18 protein-coding genes and 1 tRNA gene are annotated in these 17,483 nt (G+C 66.1%); 4 read left to right on the forward strand and 15 right to left on the reverse strand.

Going from position 1 to position 17,483, the window contains the following annotated elements:
* Positions 1-256: 256 nt before the first annotated feature.
* Positions 257-799: a response regulator gene (locus tag OHU34_RS13800; protein WP_405766494.1), complete on the reverse strand. Its 543-nt coding sequence runs from the start codon at positions 797-799 to the stop codon at positions 257-259.
* Positions 800-913: 114 nt separating this feature from the next.
* On the opposite strand from OHU34_RS13800, the gene OHU34_RS13805 reads away from it, so the two are divergent.
* A tRNA-Arg gene (locus OHU34_RS13805) sits at positions 914-985 on the forward strand.
* A 207-nt stretch (positions 986-1,192) separates the two neighbouring features.
* Positions 1,193-1,864, forward strand: coding sequence for a GNAT family N-acetyltransferase (locus tag OHU34_RS13810; protein ID WP_405766497.1), 672 nt, complete (start codon positions 1,193-1,195; stop codon positions 1,862-1,864).
* A 32-nt stretch (positions 1,865-1,896) separates the two neighbouring features.
* Here the strand turns inward: OHU34_RS13810 and OHU34_RS13815 are convergent, their stop codons facing one another.
* From OHU34_RS13815 to OHU34_RS13870, 12 genes are all read right to left on the reverse strand, one after another.
* Entirely contained in the window at positions 1,897-3,375 is a 1,479-nt protein-coding gene (locus OHU34_RS13815) for a tyrosine-type recombinase/integrase (protein WP_405766499.1), read from the reverse strand.
* A complete protein-coding gene (locus OHU34_RS13820; RefSeq protein WP_019889482.1) occupies positions 3,372-3,563 on the reverse strand; it encodes an AlpA family transcriptional regulator in 192 nt (63 codons plus the stop codon). The genes OHU34_RS13815 and OHU34_RS13820 overlap by 4 nt, the downstream gene beginning before the upstream one ends.
* Positions 3,564-3,879: 316 nt before the next feature.
* A complete protein-coding gene (locus tag OHU34_RS13825; RefSeq protein WP_405766501.1) occupies positions 3,880-5,430 on the reverse strand; it encodes a YfjI family protein in 1,551 nt (516 codons plus the stop codon).
* The gene (locus tag OHU34_RS13830; RefSeq protein WP_405766504.1) at positions 5,427-6,353 is read right to left on the reverse strand and encodes a bifunctional DNA primase/polymerase; all 927 of its coding nucleotides are present in this window, start codon (positions 6,351-6,353) and stop codon (positions 5,427-5,429) included. The genes OHU34_RS13825 and OHU34_RS13830 overlap by 4 nt, the downstream gene beginning before the upstream one ends.
* Positions 6,354-6,438: 85 nt before the next feature.
* The gene (locus OHU34_RS13835) at positions 6,439-7,041 is read right to left on the reverse strand and encodes a hypothetical protein (protein ID WP_405766507.1); all 603 of its coding nucleotides are present in this window, start codon (positions 7,039-7,041) and stop codon (positions 6,439-6,441) included.
* Between the two features lie 11 nt (positions 7,042-7,052).
* Positions 7,053-7,241, reverse strand: a complete 189-nt coding sequence (locus tag OHU34_RS13840; RefSeq protein ID WP_403035036.1) for a hypothetical protein — start codon at positions 7,239-7,241, stop codon at positions 7,053-7,055.
* Between the two features lie 5 nt (positions 7,242-7,246).
* Complete coding sequence (locus OHU34_RS13845) at positions 7,247-7,537, reverse strand: hypothetical protein (RefSeq protein ID WP_405766509.1); 291 nt, start codon at positions 7,535-7,537, stop codon at positions 7,247-7,249.
* 140 nt (positions 7,538-7,677) lie between these two features.
* On the reverse strand, positions 7,678-9,855 hold the full coding sequence (locus tag OHU34_RS13850) for a cell division protein FtsK (protein WP_405766512.1): 2,178 nt from the start codon (positions 9,853-9,855) through the stop codon (positions 7,678-7,680).
* Positions 9,856-9,955: 100 nt separating this feature from the next.
* A complete protein-coding gene (locus OHU34_RS13855) occupies positions 9,956-10,345 on the reverse strand; it encodes an RRQRL motif-containing zinc-binding protein (protein ID WP_405766514.1) in 390 nt (129 codons plus the stop codon).
* Positions 10,345-11,244, reverse strand: coding sequence for a DUF2637 domain-containing protein (locus OHU34_RS13860; RefSeq protein ID WP_405766517.1), 900 nt, complete (start codon positions 11,242-11,244; stop codon positions 10,345-10,347). The genes OHU34_RS13855 and OHU34_RS13860 overlap by 1 nt, the downstream gene beginning before the upstream one ends.
* Positions 11,241-11,894 (reverse strand): GGDEF domain-containing protein, encoded by a 654-nt coding sequence (locus OHU34_RS13865; protein ID WP_405766519.1) that lies wholly within the window; start codon positions 11,892-11,894, stop codon positions 11,241-11,243. Before OHU34_RS13865 ends, OHU34_RS13860 begins: the two co-directional genes overlap by 4 nt.
* Positions 11,891-12,208 (reverse strand): hypothetical protein, encoded by a 318-nt coding sequence (locus tag OHU34_RS13870; RefSeq protein WP_405766521.1) that lies wholly within the window; start codon positions 12,206-12,208, stop codon positions 11,891-11,893. Before OHU34_RS13870 ends, OHU34_RS13865 begins: the two co-directional genes overlap by 4 nt.
* A gap of 555 nt (positions 12,209-12,763) precedes the next feature.
* On the opposite strand from OHU34_RS13870, the gene OHU34_RS13875 reads away from it, so the two are divergent.
* Positions 12,764-14,137: a hypothetical protein gene (locus OHU34_RS13875; RefSeq protein ID WP_405766522.1), complete on the forward strand. Its 1,374-nt coding sequence runs from the start codon at positions 12,764-12,766 to the stop codon at positions 14,135-14,137.
* Positions 14,138-14,142: 5 nt separating this feature from the next.
* Here the strand turns inward: OHU34_RS13875 and OHU34_RS13880 are convergent, their stop codons facing one another.
* Together OHU34_RS13880 and OHU34_RS13885 are read right to left on the reverse strand one after the other, a co-directional pair.
* Positions 14,143-15,045 carry a phosphotransferase enzyme family protein gene (locus OHU34_RS13880; RefSeq protein WP_405766524.1) on the reverse strand — a complete coding sequence of 301 codons (903 nt, stop codon included), beginning with the start codon at positions 15,043-15,045 and terminating at the stop codon, positions 14,143-14,145.
* Positions 15,042-15,494, reverse strand: coding sequence for a GntR family transcriptional regulator (locus OHU34_RS13885; RefSeq protein WP_405766526.1), 453 nt, complete (start codon positions 15,492-15,494; stop codon positions 15,042-15,044). Before OHU34_RS13885 ends, OHU34_RS13880 begins: the two co-directional genes overlap by 4 nt.
* Positions 15,495-15,716: 222 nt before the next feature.
* On the opposite strand from OHU34_RS13885, the gene OHU34_RS13890 reads away from it, so the two are divergent.
* Entirely contained in the window at positions 15,717-17,012 is a 1,296-nt protein-coding gene (locus tag OHU34_RS13890; RefSeq protein WP_405766528.1) for a hypothetical protein, read from the forward strand.
* Positions 17,013-17,483: the final 471 nt, after the last annotated feature.

Consider the following 17,483-nt stretch of genomic DNA (forward strand, 5'->3'; position numbering starts at 1 on the left):
CGGACCGCTAATGGGCAATGGTCCGGGCGAGCTGGTGAACGGGTTCGGGCCTTGGCGCCTTCGCACCTTCGGGCCTTCGCGCCTTCGCACCTTCGGGGGGCAGAGCCACGGGGACCGTGCAGACCGGGAGGACGGACACCGGAACTGACCTACCAACGCGCTGATGCACCGAAGCACGGAAGCACCGAAGCGCTGATGCGCCTGATGCGCCTGATGCGCCTGATGCGCTGATGCCAGCCAGGCCGACAGAACGGCTCTACTCGGCCCCTGAGCCCGCAGTGCCCGGCCCCGGTCCTACACCCTTCCCCGCGCCTACGCCTTCCTCTGCCACACGCACGGTCCCGATCCCCCGCTCCAGACCCGGACCTTCCCTACGCTCCATCAACTCCCGTACGACTGAAACGAGTTCGGCAGGGTCGAAGGGCTTGGCGAGGAACGCGTCGACGCCGACCTCGAGACCGGCTTCGACCTCGTACTGCGTACAGGCACTGATGACGACAAGGGGGAGATCACGCGTACGTGGATCGGCACGCAACCGAGCGGCGGTACGCAACCCGTCCAACCGGGGCATGACGACATCGAGCGTCACAAGATCCGGCTGCACCTGATGAACGACATCCAGACACTCGACACCATCGCCCGCGGTCACGACCTCGATGCCCTCCAGCTCGAGATTGACCCTGATCAGCTGCCGGATGACCTTGTTGTCGTCCACAACAAGCACCCGGCCCGACGCGCCTGGCACAACTCGAGAGTAGGTCCGGACCGGCCACCGCGTCCGGGTTTTCCCCACTTCCACCCCGTGCGGGCGACCCACACCCCGCCCCGGACCCGCAGAAACCCGTTCATGAACACCCCGAGCGAGCTGGTAGTGTTCTACCCGTCGCCGCGAGCAACACCTCACGACCGACACGCCCCCGTAGCTCAGGGGATAGAGCAACGGCCTCCGGAGCCGTGTGCGCAGGTTCGAATCCTGCCGGGGGCACTTCGCAGCTACCAGCGCGATCAAGTCGCTGACCTGCACGAGTGCCACGCATAAAGAGCCGGACCCAGTCCCACTGAGTCCGGCTCTTTGTCGTTGTCTGTCACTGATCCCGAGTGAGTGGCGAGTGAGTTTCCCACTGCCTCCTTCTCCTGCACCACGCGTACCGATCTCATCACCCAGGGGCCTGGTTTGCGGCAGGATGCGCCCATGGGACAAGCAGCACGACGTAAGGCGGCATTGGCCAGCCGCCAACCCACTGGAGAGATCACCATTCGCGACGCAGCTCCGGGCGAGGGGCAACGGGTGCGGCATCTCCTTGATCGCTACATTGGCGGAGAGGGCACGGCTGACGTGGTGTCGCGCATCGACCACCCTCGCACGTCACCTCCTGGGCTGTGGGTGCAGCTGGTCGCAGAGCGAGACGGACTCCTCGTAGGCGCGTTGACCGCAGGTGACATATTCAGCAAGCCAGAAGTCCGGGAACAGCCTCAGGCTGAAGCGATGCTCGGCGCCCACGCAGAATTCATCAACCTTGCAGTACATCGTGATGCGCGAGGGCAGCGCTTGGGGCACCGCCTCCTAGCGGAAGCCGAGCAACGCTACACGTCAGCTGGGTACCGCTGTCTTTCTGGAGAGTTCACCGCAAAGCAAACGCACCTGCGGGACTATTACCGTGAGGCTGGCTTCGAGATCGGGAAGCCCGGCGGCCTAGTTGTGATGGTTTTCAGCGAACAGCTAATGTGCCCGCTCGAACCGCACAATGGCGCAAGCGCTATCTGGAAAGCCGTAAGCTCAGGAGTGAAGGTAGTGAACTTTTCTGCCGTCTCAGCAGCAGAAGGGGAGCGCCTAATCGAGCAGGCGATCCGCGATTTCCAATAGGGGCACTTACGCCCTCCATCGACTTCAAACACTCATTGGGACATCCCGTCTCTCCATCCCATCGCTTCCTCAATCTTCTGATTGTTCAGCGCCTCGTGACCGTCAATGCAACCCTCGTACCGGCGGTGGATCACCTCCGGCGAGTTGCCCGCACGACGCGCAACTTCTGCAACAGGCACACCTGCGTTCAGCCAATTCGTGATGCACGTATGTCTGAGGTCGTAAGGCCGATGCGCAAGCGGGGAATCCGCCTTGTCCGGTGGGAGTGCGATGTGCCTTGCTTCCTGCCACACCCTCCAGTAGCTGGACGTACCCAGCACGCCACCGCGCTCGTTGGCAAAAAGCCTGCCGTCCTTGGCTGTGCCGAACTCGGTGATGTGCTCCCGGAGCATCGCAACCAGCAGCGGCGGTATAGGGACAGGCCGGTCAGCTTTGACCTCACGCGACTTGAGCCCTCGCTTGTCGTGACGCTGCCCCGAATCGGTCCACTTCTTGCCGGACACCGGACGGGTTTCCCGAAGGGTGAGTGTCCCCCACCCCGTCTCGGGCAAATAGCAGTCCTTCTCTCGCAACCCGACCGCTTCCGCCGGCCTCATTGCGGCGTAGAGCTGGCAGCCGAAGAACGCGACCAGTCGACGGCCGCGATTGCGGTGCACGGACCCCACGTACGAGACGGCCGTGAGAAGTGAAGTCCCCTGAGCCGCGTTGACCAGAATCCGAGGATCCACCACGTCACCGCCCGTGGATCCGACCCGCTTCACGTTGGCAAGCGGGTTTTCATCCAAGTAACCCGCCTCGATCGCGTGCTCCATAGCGGTGTTGAAGCCGCGGCGGCGGCGCTTGTACGTCTCCCCTGCCGCTGGGGTGCCGTCCAACTTGAAGGAGAGCCGGTACTGGACGTCCCGGAGAATTCTCGGGTCCGTCAGCGAGGACAGCGGAAGCGAGCGGTTGGAGAGCCACGTACAGGCAGCCACGAGGTCGGGCGGGGGCTCTTCGCCGCTGTGGGCCGGTACGACAGCCCAGCGCACGGCCAGCCGCACTTCCTCAGGTGTCGGTGCCTTCGCTCCGTCGCCCATCATGGCAAGTGCCACCGTGGCCAGGCTGTCGGCGATGCCTTCACGCGTCTTCGCTGCTGTGGTGCGCCACCGTGCCGCCATGTATTCGCGGCAGAAGTCCCACCATGACGGGTCGGGCTTGGTGTTCTCCTTCGCCGCTGCGGCCCGGAGTTCAGACTCTGGCAGGCCGGTGTCTACGTCGAACGCCTCGCCCTTCCGCATGGCTTGCCACAACTCCGAGCGGCGACTTTCAGCGAGCGCGACCGTGGTGAAGCTGGCCGCCTTCACCTTGCCCGCGACCGTCCAACGGAGCTGGTACGGCGCCCTCTTGCTCCTCACCTTGTTGACCTTCCACACCCGTACGTCGGTGGAAAGTGTGGCGGCTGGTGCCTCAGGCCCGGACGGGCGCCCGCTGTTGCGGGCGCCCGGGGTCTCGCTGGCCCTGCGGTGGTTCACGCGGATTCCTCCAGTGTCTCCATCCAGCGGTCCAGTTCCGAGCGACGAATGCGCACCGAGCCGTTCGGGAGCTTGATGGCCTTGGGACCCTTCCTGAGCTGCCGCCAGCGGTAGAACGTGGAGCGTGGTACGCCGATCTCTTCGATGACTTCGGGGATGGTCAACTTCTCGTCGCGGGGCTTGGCCACGACTCCTCCTTGGGCGAGAGAGCAAGGCAGATGGGGAGCGGAGCGCCTGAGGGCCCGCCACAGAAACCACGAAATACACAGAAAGCCGGGGCGGGTGCTCTGACCTGGGAAAACAGCGGTCCGGGCGTGGTTGGGCGGGCTGCCACAGAAAGCGCGGGAAGTCCCACAGAAATAAGCGGGCCGGGGTGGGCTCGTATTTGTGTGGTTCTTCTGCGGGTTTCTGTGGCAGCCACCTCCCTGCCGTCCCTGACTGTGTTCGTGCAGGTCAGGGGCGGTGCGGGGTTATTTCTGTGATTCTGTGGTTTCTGTGGCGGGGTCAGACGGTGGGTTCGCTGAGCTGCGGGTGGATGAGGTAGCGCGGCGAGGGTGGTCGGCCGCGTCCCCCGGAGCGGTGAACGGGCTGGACCCGGATGTATCCGTGGTCTTCCAACAGGTTCAGCGCGGGGTCGAGGTCCGCCACGGTGGGGAACTCCGAGCGGGAGAGCTTCGTCATGACCTCGCGCTTGCTGACCTCGGTCCACTGGTTGGCGCGCAGCAGCTCGTAGACGATGCGGGCGCGGTTGGCGGTGTGGTCGGCGCCCATGAGGTCGAAGACCGCCAGGGCGTGGCCGGTGAAGTAGTCCGAGAGCTTCACCGCGTCGCGCATGGTGTCGGCGGTGATGGGCTGGGTGTGCCCGTTCTCGGTGTGCGTGGCGAGGTGGAGCAGCCCAGCGAGGCGGCAGGTCGCGCCCCCCAGTTTCGCGGCCCAGTTGCCGATGTGCCCGAGGTCCCCGCCGCGCTTGCGCAGTCGCGGTTCCTGCCGCTTCTCGTAGGCGACCAGCGCATCGTTCGCCTCGGGTGAGAGCTGAAGAACTGCCGGGTCTGTCCAGTCCGCGAGGGACATGGTCAGCGCGATGACGCGTTCCTCGTAGGTGTCGGCCACCTCGTCGGGGATGGTGTCGGGCAGGATCTTGCGATGCCCCACGAGGGAGGTGGGCAGCGAGTACAGGAACCGGGCCAACAGGCCTCGGTCCCCTGCTCCTTTGATGCGACCGATGTCTTCCAGGACGGACGGCTGCACCGTCAGACCCATGGTCAGCGCGGGCGCCTCGATGAACTCCTCACGCCCCCGGCGGTCCACGCGCAGCCGGTCGCCTGCCTGCCCTCGCAGGAAGACTTCCATGTTGGGGGTGCCGGAGTAGCGTCCGGCGATGATGTCGAAGATGCCGCCCTCAGCGCTCATCACGGCCAGCCTGCCGCCCTGTTCGGCCAGCAGCGAGGCAATCACCTCCGGCGTCGCGTCGTCGGCCAGCAGGCGGGGCTTGGCGGGCACGGTGAGCGATTCGGCGGTCTGCGCGAGGCTGATGGCCTCCGCAACGAGCTGGTCTCGCTTGTCGGCGTCCGCGCGGGCCGCCTTGGCAGCGGCACTGTCAGCGACCTCCTTGGCGAGCTTCGCTGTGATCTCGGCTTCGATGATGGTGCTGGCCGATGCGGCGGACAGCAGCGCTTCCGACTTGTAGAGCGGGTTGGTCATCAGGGAGAACACGGCCGACTTCCGGTTGCCCGGCGGCAGGGCGACGACCACGAACGCGTTGGTGGGCTCACGCCAGCGGCCCCGGACGTGGACCACGGCGCGGCCCCCGGCAGCGGTCGACAGCACCGCGAGCGCGAGGGAGGCGGCCATGTCCACGGGCGTCTGTGTCTCCTCCGCCACCGCCCTCACGAAGTCTCCGAGCCAGGCCGGGAAGACCTCGGTGGGGAAGGCGGGCAGTTCCCGGCGTGCGGTGAGCGGGATCGGCTCCTCCCAGGGCGCGGCGGCTGCCTGCTGTGCGTCCAGGGCTTCGAATCCGGCCCACAGTTCCGAGTTGTCCACGGGCTGTGTGCTCATGCCGCGCTCGCCTCCAGTGCGCCGCCGCGGACGAGTCCGGAGCGGATCGCGGTGCGGCACTCTCCGGTGGGCAGGCCGATGGACTGCCCGGCGCTCATGAGTTCGCCGGTGACGGCGGCCTCGGTGAGATCGCCGTTGCGGATCATCCGTGCGAGGGCGTAGGCGGCGAAGTACACCGCACGATTACGACCGCCCTGACGGGCGGACAGCACCTTTTCCAGCTCCCCGCGCAGTGCTGCGGTGGTGTAGGAGGTGGCGTTGCGCATCCGGGCCGACAGCTCCGCCAGCGGCATCGGGGCCGGTGCGGGCTTGGGGGTGAGCAGGTCACCAAGCCACGCAGGGAGGGGGGCCGTGGGCGCGTCGTGAATGATCTCGTACGGCGCTCCTCCCACGACACTGCCGGCCGCAACCACGTACCCGCCCCAGGCCCGGGTGTCGACCTTCCACCCCAGCACGTCCGCCGTGCTGCGTAGCCGCTTTTCGGCAGGTGCGGTGAAGTACAGGTGCTGTCCGCCACGGCGGGTGCGCACCGTGTACGTCTCGGTCGGCAGCGGCTCGCCAGCGCGCTCACACAGCGTGGCGAACACGTCCAGGCCATCGGCCATGCCCGCCCATTCGGGCGGTGCGGTGTCGTTGTCGTCCTTGGGGATGTCGAGGTCTACGACCACGAGCCCTGCGGGGCCGGTGGCGATGCCGACGTTGTAGGGGGCCGCCTGCCAGCACTGGGAGATGTGCTCGGGGTTGAGGGTGGCGCGCTGTTCCGGGGTGCGGTGCCCGTCCGCGCACCGGCCGGTGGCCGGGCAGTTGCGTTCGGGGTGTCCGGCGGGCCGCTTGTCGCCGGGGCGCAGGGGGAAGACGGGCCAGCCGCGCTCAGCGGCGGCCAGGGCTGCGCGCAGCAGCGCCGAGGCGAAGGTTGGTGTCATGCTGAGGGTTCTCCTGTTTCTGCGAAGGGACAGAGGAACCGGGGCGGTCGCGGTCTTTGGCGAGAGGCGACCGCCCCGGGCATAGCTACTCGTGCTCGGTGACTGCGGGCAGTTCGGGCAGGCCCGCGTCGGTGAGCGCCTTCGGGTTGAAGCCGGGCAGTGCGGCGCGGGTGACGAGTGCGGTGGCGAGCTGTTCGGCGTAGGCCGCGCCGGAGCGGGCGACCTCGATCTGTGCTCCGGCGCGCAGGGCTTCGACGCGTTCGATGTGGCCGTGTTCCTCGCGCCGTTCGGCGGTGTGCCGGTGATGGGCGAGGGTGGCGCGGCGGTCGGTGCGCCAGTAGCGGGCCGCGAGCCCGTAGGCGACGGCGGTGGCCAGGGCCCACAGCAGCAGCGGCAGCGAGAGGCCGTCCGCGTATCCGGCGACCCCGGCCAGGGCGAGCCCGCCGGAGGCGGCGAACGCGGTTCCGGCGATGACGGGGTCACCGCCGCGACCGGCCGACGCGAAAGCGCCGGCGGTCGCGGCCCCGGTGGCGAGCACGACCATGAGGGCGGCGTTGCCTACGGAGTGTTCGGCGCCGTTGGCGTTCCAGATCCGACCGAGGGTGAGCACGGTGGAGGTGGCGATGGCGGGGGCAGCTTTGGGCGCGACGATGGCGAGCCAGTGCCGGGCGATGATCGGTTCGTTCATGGCCAGCTCCTCTACAGGTTGCCGATGGCGTTGACGACGGCGGTGGTGAGGTCGTTCATCGGCTTGGAGGCGCCGGTGGAGGCGAGGTAGAAGCCGAACATCATGGCGATGAACGCGGAGCCGTAGCCGAGGGTCTTGGAGCGCAGCAGGAAGAACAGGACGAGTCCGAACAGGGCGACGAGCGAGACGGTGATGGCCATCGGGGTTATCCCTTCGAGGCGGGCTTGAAGGCGGGCTTCTTGGTGGTATCGGTGCCGTCGCGGTACAGGCGCAGCCACAGGTTGTAGAGGTGGCGGCCAATCCGTATGCGCTTGCCGTGGCCCTTGCAGCGGCGGCACGGCTTGCCGCGCATGAGGCGGCCTTTGCGGTCGGTCTTCATCGCGAAGCCGAAGCCGCGGCACTTGCGGCAGTTGCCGAACGGGCTGCCCGCACACAGGCTCGCGTAACCGAGAGTGACGATGAGCAGGCAGGTGCTAGCAAGGAGGGTGAGGGTCATGGGGTGCCTTCCAGGCAGGGTTTTCGGCGTTTCCGCAGGTGGGATGCTAGGTGCGAGATCGCTGATGAGGGCCGGTTTGGGCTGCTAGTGGAGCTGCTAGACCTAGCAGCGATGACTGCTAGGTCTAGCAGCGGTGCGCGTCAGCCCTCGGACCGCTTTTCGTCACGCACAGTAATGGCCGTGGTGACGTCGGCTCGGGCGATGCCCCGGCGGGTGGTGCCCTTGCCCTTGTCGCTCGTGCCCCATACGTCCTGCGCGGTGACGCCATGGGGCTTGAGGTTCGAGGTGACCGTCTCGGCCTTCCAGCCGCCGTAGACCTCCGGGCGCAGCGTGGCCAGGCGCGCGGCAACCTTCTCGTTCCACACCTTGTCCTCGTCGGCCGGAACGACCCTGAGGATGTCGGCCAGCAGATCGAAGGCGGCCTCACCGCTCTCCGGTTCCTGGCCGATCGCGTGGCCGGTGACGTTGCCGTACTCCTCGCGCATCTTGCGGGCCCGCACGACGACCTGTTCGGCTCCGAGTGCATCGACGAACGCTGAGGCGACGATGCGCGGGTCATCGCCCTCACCGGCCATCCAGCAGATACCGCGGTCGGTGCGGGAGAACATGGTGGCCCGGTATCCGGCCTTGTACATCGAGGTACCGAGGACCATGTCGTTGGCGGGCTGGCCCATGACCTTGAGGCAGAACCGCAGCACGGCGTTGGCTGAGATGCCGGTGGGCAGCGACTTCGCGTCGGGGCGCTGGGTGCCGAACAGGGTCACCATGCCCAGGGCGGGGCCGCGTTTGCCGAGGTCGGTGGCGATCTCTTCGATTTCCTTGCCGTACTTCTCGTGTTCGAAGGGGACTTGGCACTCGTCGAATCCGGCGACGATCGGGTGCAGGCCGAGGGACTTGTCGTTGGCCAGGGCCGGGGTGACCTTCGATTCCGGGCAGCGCGAGCGCGGCAGGGACTTGATGACCTTCGCTCGCCTGCGCAGCTCCGCCCGCAGCTCCCGCAGCGATTCCAGGACGTACAGGATGTCTTCGTCCTCGTCACCGGCCCGGTAGCGGTGGCAGACCGGTTCCAGGGCGCCGAAGTCGCCGGTGCCCTTGAAGTCGAACGCGTACAGCTCCGCGCGCGGGTCGAGGGCTGCGATGAGCAGGAACAGGCGCATCAGGAACGTCTTGCCCATGCGCGGGATGGAGCCGACGACGACGGAGGCGAACATCAGGGTCACGGCCACGTCGCCCATGCGCTGGTCGTTGCCGAACACGACCGGCTTGAACAGGTCCACCTGCCCGGACTTCAGCAGCGGCCACGCGGGCTTGGTCGTCTCGTTCATGGGCTTGTCGCCCACCCACAGGATCAGCCGCCCCTCGTGCTCGGTGGGGTCCGCCGATGGCCACACGCATCCGACCTTGCGGCGTAGCCCGGACGCCAGCGGCTTACGCGCCTCCATGATGTCCTCCGGGGTGACACCCCAAGGAAGGTCCAGGTCAGCGCGATATCCGGGGCCGTCCCGGGTGATCTCGCTGGTGAAGCGCATCCCGTTCATGTCACCGCCCTTCTTGATGGCGGCCGTCAGCCTCGGGTTGCCGATGTTGTCCAGCGCGCGCAGCACGATGGCCCCGGTGAGCTTCTGGATCTCGGTCTTGAGCACCGCGGGCCCGATGACGGGCTGGTCTTTGGGAGCTCCCCAGAAACCGGCGACCAGCACCGCAGCCGACGCCAGCACCGCGAGCCAGCCCGGGGCCATCACGTACATGGTCAGCGCGAACGCCGTACCGAAGACGAGCGCGACTGTCGTGACGAACACCCGCAGCCGAACCCGGCTGTCCCGCTGACGCGACAGCTTCAGGTACTCGGCGGTGTTCTCCTTGTAGACCTCGTAGGCGCGTAGCGGGGCAGCCTCGGCGTCCCACATCCACCGGTTGGTGTCGCGGACCAGACGGGCCGCACCGCGCGGGGCGTTCAGCCCGAGCTGCAGCGCGTACCAGGGGGTGCGGATGCCGTGGAAGGCGGTGGAGTAGAACGCGTTGCTGGCCGCGCGCTGGGTGGTGGAGACGAACCCCGGCTTGGACGTCAGCCAGCTCGGCAGGATCGGCAGTCGCTTGTAGTTCGTGATGCCTGGGGCGGGCAGGTTGAGCGAGTCGACCGGCCGCAGTCGGGGCGACTCGTCTTCGTCGTCGTCCGTTTCGGCCGGCGGGGTGGGAACGGGCGCTTCGGCCGGTTCCGGGGCCGGGGCGGCAGCGGGTCGTTTGGTGGTGATGTCGAAGACCTCGGCGTCGGGACGCTCGGGCTCTTCGGGCTGGCCAGTGACGGTGTTCTCAGACACGGGGGTCTGCTCCCTCTTGTCGAGTGGGGTGGGAAAGGGCCCGGACGGTGCTTTGGCAGGCGAGCCGTCCGGGCCCCCGCTGAGCGGGAGTTGTGGGAGGTCAGGCAGCGAGCCGGGGTGCGTCCGCGCAGCTCACGCACATGCCGAGCGAAGTCGGGATGCGGTATCCGGCATCGGTACGGCACTCGGGACAGACCCGGCGGGCGGCGTTCGCCTTGGCGAGCGCGGCCCACTTGGCCGGCGTCATCGGCCGGACCGTCTTGGCCAGGTCGACGCGGTACAGGTAGGCGACACGGATCGGGCTCGTGCCCTTGCGCGAGTAGCGGCGCGAGTACCACAGGACCTGAGCGGCGACGTCCTGCCCGCCGGGCCGCAGCCCCTTGGTACGGAGCTGTCGGCGGGTCACCATCCCGTCCGGAGCCATCCGCCACGGAAACGTAGGCACTCCGTAGCGGGCGCCGGTGGGGTCGTAGAAGCGGCTGGCCCCCATTACGCGGCCGTCGCCTCAGCACCGTCATCCGGCTCAGCGCGCTCCGCCTTGAGCGCGTCCCGCAGCGTGCGGCCGTTGGCCGACGATGTACGGACCGCCTTGCGGATCGCCTCGGCCGTCAGCTCACCATCCGACCAGTCGGCCGTGACCGACCGGGCCTCGGCAAGGAGTTCGTCCGGGGTGCGGGTCGGTCGGGGCGTGCGAGCCGACTGCGGTACCCGACCGGTCGCCCGACGCGGAGCCGACTCCACAGCGGCGACAGCCTTCACCGGAACCGACTCGGCGGGCTCCACCGGCTCGACTACCGGAGCCGAATCAACCGCCGCTACCGGCTCGGTCGCCGGTACGGGACCGGCCGACTCGGGGACCGGAAGTTCGGGCACCGCAGGCGGTGCCTCGGGGGTCGACTCGTGCAGGTCAGACCCCAACCGGTTTGTTGTGGGATGCTCTGATTCATCCTGATCTGTGACCGGGGCGGTTCGGTGGTGCAGAACCTTCGCCACGAGGTCCGAGCCGAAGAAAATCGACCCGACCGGCAGCGAGGTGGCCAGCAGTACAAGGACCCAGTTGGCGGGGTCCCAGTCGGCCAACTGCATCCGCTCGCCCCCGCCGTGCAGTGCGGGAACCAGGCCGTGCACGTAGTTGAGAACCAGCGAGGCGACCGTGTAACCGGCCAGCACCCGCAGGGCGAACGTCTTGTCCTTGCCGGTGAGCACGAGGGTGGCGACCAGGGCGAGGGCCATTAGGCCATCGACCACGAACGGGTAGAGCAGCGCAGCCGTGCCGTCCGCGCCTACCGTCCGGGCCACGTCCCGCTGTGCGTTCCACGAGACGCGGAAGGCCATGCCGACCACGCCGACCAGAGCAGCGACCAGCAGGGTTTTCGCGAAGCGGTTCATGCTGCTGCCCCCGTTCCGTTCGCCGTGCCACGGCGGCCGGCACGGCGGCCATTGACTGTGGCGCACTCTTTCTCAAGGCTCAGCGCGGTCAGCCACGGGGCGCCGGTGCGCTTGGCCCGGTACATCTGCTCATCCGCCAGCCGCAGCAACTCCGAGAGCTCCGCCACGTCCGTGCGCGGGTCGAAGCCGACCGCTCCGATCGACGCGGTGATCTCAAGCGTGTGCCCCACCGCCTCGACCGGCTGCTCCAGCTCCTCGGTGAGGGCGTTGAGCGTGCGGGTGAGGTGATCGAGGCTGTAGACGGCTGCGATCACGGCGAACTCGTCGCCGCCCAGGCGCCCCACGACAGCGGAGTTGTTCACGGCCCACTCGCGCAGGCGCTTGCCGGTGGAGCGGATGACGGAGTCCCCGGCGGCGTGCCCGTGCGTGTCGTTGATCTGCTTGAACCCGTTGAGGTCGATGAGATAGACCGCGCCAGGCCGCAACGAGAGGCGGCGCTCGGCGCGCTCGGTGAACGCGTCGCGGGTCCAAAGGCCAGTCAGCGGGTCGCGGCGGGCCGCCTCGATCCGGCGACGCATCCACAGACTATGGATGGACCAGCCGGACGCGAGCGGGAGGGCTGCGGCCAGGGCGGTAAGGGTGTGGCTCATGCCGCTTCCTCCGTTCCAGCCGAACGGCCGGCGGTGCGAGCGGCACGCAGGAACGGCACGGTGCGGGTCAGCGCGTCGGCGTACAGCGCGTCCCACGCGGCGACCTCGTCACCGCCCTCGCCCTGCCGGGCCAGGTCCGCGATGACCTCACGGGCCACGTCCAGACGGGCCGCCCGCTCCTCGGGCGACTCCGGGGCGAGCGGACCGCGGAACAGGTCGCGCTCGATACCGAGCGGCAGTTCGTCGAAGCCGAGCGCCAGTTCCTCGAACTCGGCGGGGTTCAGTACCTGATGGTTGCCGATGTACGTACGCATTTGGATCTCTCCTGAATGGCGAAGGGAGCCGGGGCAGCCTCGGTCTTTGGCGAGAGGCGACCGCCCCGGCAGGAATGTGCTGAGCGAGCCGTGAACCCTAGGAATCCGGGCTACGGCGACCGCTCGTCGAAGACGAGCGGTCATTGCTGCTGACGCCTCCACAGAGGAGCCATCAGCAGCCAAAATCACTCGTTCTTGGCACGCTGTTCAGTTCTCAAGGAACGACCGCTCCCAGCCCGTTGGCGTGCGACAACGTCGCCTTCCCAGGTCTTCCGGCTGATGCGGCACCGCCACACCGCAATGCGTGGTGTGTATTACCTACCACTCACGTTGGCAGAAGGATTCCGCGCCGTCAACCCGTAGTTTTTGACTCGGACCCGCCGACCTGTTCCGTGCGGTGGTGGTTCAACTGTCGCCAACCAGCCGGAACTTCGGGAGCGTGCACTTGGGGGTGCACTCGTGCACTTCTACGTGTAATACCTCTACAGCCCGGCCCTGACCTGCGTAGAGTGACGTTGAGTCAAGCTGGCACTACGGCCGTCCTCTGGGGGTTCGATGGCAGACCAGAACGCCGGACTAGCCGCGCTCATGCAGGAAGCCGACCTCTCACACAAGTCGCTTGCCCGCGCGGTGGTGGCCGCCGCCGCTAGGTCAGGTGAGGTCATCACCTGTGACCACACGTACGTCACCAGGTGGCTCAAGGGCTCCATACCCCGCGGCAACATGCCCCGGTTCATCGCCGACGCCATCGGGCGCAAGCTGGGGCGCCAACTCACGATCGACGACATCGGGATGGGCAACGCGGCGGTGTCCGCCGTGCAGACGGATCTGGGCCTTGAGTTCGCGGACAAGCCGGAGACCACAGCCAAGACCGTGGCCGACCTTTGGCGTGCCGATCTCGCCGACGCTCAGGCGCTGGTACGGGCACAGCCGGACTCCGCAGCCTGGAACGCCGCTTCCCTACGCTGGATCGTCGCCCCTCCGGACGGTGAACTGACGCGGACAGGCAACCGTGCGATCGGCGCCGTGGACGTGGACATGGTGCGCTCGACAGCCGAGGCGTTCAGCATGCTTGACGGGAAGTTCGGCGGCGGCCACGCCCGCCGGGCCCTGATTCAGTACCTGCACACGGACGTCCGCCCGATGCTTGACGGGAAGTACTCCGACGACGTGGGCAAGGAACTGCATTCGGCTGTGGCCGAAGCGCTCCTACTCGCCGGTTGGATGTCCTACGACAGCGGCCTTCACGGCATCGCTCAGCGGTACCTCATCCAAGCGCTTCGCATGACGCAAGCAGCCGGTGACAGGCTTCTCGGCGGAAGCGTCCTGTCGGCGATGAGCCATCAGGCCACCTTCCTGGGGCGATACCAGGACGCGGCGACGCTCGCCCGTGCCGCGTACACGGGGCCCGCCGGCATCCTGGGACCGACGATGGCAGCACAGTTCCGCGCGATGGAGGCACGGGCCCTCGCCCGTCTCGGGGATGAACGAGGTTGCGACCTAGCCCTTGCGGAGGCAGAACTCCGGCTTGGCCAACGGACCTCAGACAGCGATCCGCCGTACATCTCGTACTTCGACGAAGTGGAACTTGCAGCCGAGATAGGCCACTGCTTCCGCGATCTGGGGCGCTCCGTCGAAGCCACGGAACGGGGCGCGGGCTCCATCTTCGGCGACGGCCTGAACAACCGAAGCGACTTCTTCGCAACGATGGTTCAGGCTGAGGCGTACATCAACCAAGGGGAAATCAGCCAAGGATTCACTATCGGTCTGAACGCGCTACGACTCGGCGAGGGTTTGAAGTCTGCGCGCTGCGTTCAGTACGTGCGGGAGTTCCAGGAGCGGGTCACGGACGGAATGAGGCGGGCCACGGAGTTCCGCGAATTCGAGGAACAGGCCCGTGGATTCCGCCTCTGGCAACAGGTCGGCTGACGCGCCTAGAAAGGCGCCCAACCTCGGCGAGAGCCACCCGACCGGAGACTTTCCACTCGCTTCTCAATTTCATCCGCCGCGCGCGGGTCGGTACCAGCATTCTGCGAAAGCCACGTAACCATCAGCAGCTCGCGGACGCTGCGGAGGACGGTATACCCGGACCATCCCCTCACGTCGAACCCGTACCCATCGACGAAATCGGCGTATTCGGCTTCTGTGTGCCAACCGAAGCTGTCGTAGTACATAGCGGTCTGCATGAGGTCCCACTCTCGCGGGCCTGTGACGAAGCCGTCCAGGTCGATGACCTTGGGGTGGCCGGCCGTGTCACGCAGAACGTTGCCGACGTTGAAGTCACCGTGTAGATGACCCGTCGGAAGCGCGAAGCGGATACGGCCGTACTCGGCTTCCAAGTCGTCAGCCATGGACCGAAGAAATGCGCGGGTTGTGTCCGGGATGGCGGCACGCTTCAAACGCTGCGCGACCCTGTCGAAGGGCTGAAGGGGTGGGAGAGGAAAAGGTGGCGAATCCAGTTTATGAAGCCGCCGCAACAGGTCACCCATCTCGCCCGTACTTGCGTAGTTTTCTCCGTTGGCGAGACCTTCCCAAAATGTCACAGGATGCCCCTGAACGACGACCGGCTGTTCGGCCTCTGTGACGAGACGTGCCGCCGGGTATCCCTCAGCCGCGAGCCATTCCGCCACGGCCACTTCCCTTTGGACGGAGGGAAGGCGATCGGGGCTCCGGCCCACCCGTGAGATAATCCGGCCGCCGTCGATTCGGAATACCGCATGGTCCCCGAATCGCAGCATCTCAATTCCGTCTGGGTCCACGTCGGCGGCCTCGCATGCCTTACGCAGAATGGCACCTGCCGCGTCCGCATCGAACTCGGTACGCTCGGTCGTCGTCATGCCGTCTGAGTCCCCCGTCCAACAGGCAGCATGCGGACTTCCCGGCCTCGCCCCGCACCCTTGCCGATGAGCCCTTGCCCCTCCATTTGCGCGATGGCGGAACGGACGGCAGTCCGCGACGCTCCGAAGCGCTCGCACAGCTCCTTCTCGGTAGGGAAGCGATCGCCGACCCTCACCCCGTCGGCCCGCAACAGGTCGGTCACCTTCTCGACCAACGGCCGGCGGTCACCGGTCCCCGCCACGAACCACCCGGCACCCTGTACCGACTCGATGGCGCCCTCAGCTCTGAGCGCGGCAAGGGCCCGTTCAATAGTGCTGCGGCTCACGCTGTACTCGCTCACGAGTGCCGCCTGAGAAGGCAGTACCTCGGCGATCTCTCCCCTCCTGATCTTCTCGCGGAGAGATTCCGAGACCTCCAGGTACGTACCTCGCGGACTGCCCTGCGGCACTTCGCCTCCCCTACCTCGACCTCGCTGGCGTCCCGGTGGCGCCTCACTCCAGCTTCCCACGGACGTGCTGTCAGCTAGTAGGGCATCCAAACCGCCCTCCAAGATACGCACTGATGTTCGACTTTCCTCAATCTCCCGCCACGCGGGCTTTCCGCTAGTCACAATGCTTCTACAGAAGGGGCGCAAAGAGGAACGCTTTTACGAGCATACAAAAGGGTAGACATGAGCGGACAACCAGTCATAAACGAAGCATCCATCACGGAGGGGCTTCGACGAGTATTCCGCAGCGATGGGGCGGTAAACGGTGACTTCACCCTGCGGGACCCCATCCCGCTAGCCGACGGCGGGACAATCAATGGCGCAAGCAGTATCGAAATAAGCGAAATCGCGACTCGTCTTAACAGCGCAAAATCGAAGACCGAAAGCTCGTTCCAGTGGGAAAACGAAGCCGAGTTTTCCCTGGTTTCGCTCGATCAGGTCGGCGCTTTCGATAGATTTTTCGAAGACAAGACATTTGAGGGACAGGGCGACAACCCCGTCACTTTTAAAGTCGGTAGGCCCTCCCGAGAATTCGCCGCCTATCTATTGTGTAAGTTTGCACAAAATCCGGTTCTCCTGACTTCCGGGAGATCCAGGATGATACTGAACAGGATACGCCAAGCAGGCAACGGCCGCGTGGCACTGAGTCCGGTCGAAGGCGACACACTCTTTGATGTCATCGCCGAAGGTCTCCGCGCCACTACGTTGCAAATCACAGCCGTCAAATCCCGTGCGGACTTTGAGACACTCGCCAATTCATTCCTTTTCCATGCCGCTTACAACACGGATGCGGCAGCTCGTATCGGACTAGAAGCAATGTTTCGGCCGCAAGCTATCCAGCGGGTACGGAGGAGTCAAAACGGTTCTCTTGACGCACCCAGACAGACCTACGACGCGGACCTGGTGCACCACTACCTCATGGGCGTCGCCGCAGAAATCCCGCTATTGGAATACCTGGCCTACTATCACATCGCTGAGCATTTTTTCGAGAAGGTGTTCAATGAGGATTTGATAAACCAGGTGCGGTCGGGTATTACCGACCCGTCTTTCTCTGCTCGCCGGAACAAGGATATTCAGTCCATCGTCAAGATCGTCACCAAAGTTAAGGGCCAAATCAAGGACGACGGCGGGGTGAACGAACAGCGGGCACTGCAATTGGTGCTCGATAGATTCGTCAGCATCCCTCGCCTCGTAGCCGACCTCGATGCCTACGACGCCGACTTGGTCAACCACTACGCAACCAGTGACGTACCTTTTGCTGGCGCAAGCAAAGTGAGCATTCGCGGGAATGACGAAGAGGCGGCGCGTGGCGCAATCGCCAAAAGGATTTACAAAGTCAGGAATGCCCTGGTGCACGCCAAAGAAGGAGAACTGCCAAAGTATGCACCCTTCGCGCATGACGAGGAGTTGGCCCGCGAAATTCCCCTGATGCGATTCACGGCAGAGCAGATCGTAATTGCTCAGGGAAAAGTTTTGTGACTATCCGGACGCCAATAGAGACCCAGCTTCAGGGAGATGCCATGCCAATGTCCCACGCGGGCACCCTCGTACCCACGGACAGTGCCCCCGGCTCGTGGAACCTTCAGTGGAAGCTCATGTGCCCCGCCTGTGGAATCTGTGAGGTCGAACGGGCGGCCGACGGAGGTGACCACGGGGCGGTAACCGTCCAGCCTGACAGAGACGACTACGACAGCCCCCTTGGCACCCGAGGCGGATACGTACGGGTCGACCTCACTTGCGCGGCTGGCCACGGCTTCGCCTTCATTGTGGGCAATCACAAGGGCGAGGAATTCGTCGGCGTCGTCCCTCGCGTCTGAGCCGCGGCCTCGGCCTGAACCGTTCGCTCGTATCCGGTGCCAGTACCTCATCGGGCACGATGTGGAAGGGCCCCACCGTTCGCGGTGGGGCCCTTCGTCGTTGTCCGTCTCACAGAAGGCCTCCGAGTGAGCG

Origin of the sequence: Streptomyces sp. NBC_00080 (assembly GCF_045041255.1) — a bacterium.
GTDB classification, from domain to species: domain Bacteria; phylum Actinomycetota; class Actinomycetes; order Streptomycetales; family Streptomycetaceae; genus Streptomyces; species Streptomyces coriariae.

Excerpts from the sequence above, each read along its gene's own strand:
- OHU34_RS13810 (WP_405766497.1), top strand. The coding sequence starts at position 1,193 with ATGGGACAAGCAGCACGACGTAAGGCGGCATTGGCCAGCCGCCAACCC.
- OHU34_RS13825 (WP_405766501.1), bottom strand. The coding sequence starts at position 5,430 with ATGAGCACACAGCCCGTGGACAACTCGGAACTGTGGGCCGGATTCGAA.
- OHU34_RS13830 (WP_405766504.1), bottom strand. The coding sequence starts at position 6,353 with ATGACACCAACCTTCGCCTCGGCGCTGCTGCGCGCAGCCCTGGCCGCC.
- OHU34_RS13835 (WP_405766507.1), bottom strand. The coding sequence starts at position 7,041 with ATGAACGAACCGATCATCGCCCGGCACTGGCTCGCCATCGTCGCGCCC.
- OHU34_RS13840 (WP_403035036.1), bottom strand. The coding sequence starts at position 7,241 with ATGGCCATCACCGTCTCGCTCGTCGCCCTGTTCGGACTCGTCCTGTTC.
- OHU34_RS13845 (WP_405766509.1), bottom strand. The coding sequence starts at position 7,537 with ATGACCCTCACCCTCCTTGCTAGCACCTGCCTGCTCATCGTCACTCTC.
- OHU34_RS13855 (WP_405766514.1), bottom strand. The coding sequence starts at position 10,345 with ATGGGGGCCAGCCGCTTCTACGACCCCACCGGCGCCCGCTACGGAGTG.
- OHU34_RS13860 (WP_405766517.1), bottom strand. The coding sequence starts at position 11,244 with ATGAACCGCTTCGCGAAAACCCTGCTGGTCGCTGCTCTGGTCGGCGTG.
- OHU34_RS13865 (WP_405766519.1), bottom strand. The coding sequence starts at position 11,894 with ATGAGCCACACCCTTACCGCCCTGGCCGCAGCCCTCCCGCTCGCGTCC.
- OHU34_RS13870 (WP_405766521.1), bottom strand. The coding sequence starts at position 12,208 with ATGCGTACGTACATCGGCAACCATCAGGTACTGAACCCCGCCGAGTTC.
- OHU34_RS13875 (WP_405766522.1), top strand. The coding sequence starts at position 12,764 with ATGGCAGACCAGAACGCCGGACTAGCCGCGCTCATGCAGGAAGCCGAC.
- OHU34_RS13880 (WP_405766524.1), bottom strand. The coding sequence starts at position 15,045 with ATGACGACGACCGAGCGTACCGAGTTCGATGCGGACGCGGCAGGTGCC.
- OHU34_RS13890 (WP_405766528.1), top strand. The coding sequence starts at position 15,717 with ATGAGCGGACAACCAGTCATAAACGAAGCATCCATCACGGAGGGGCTT.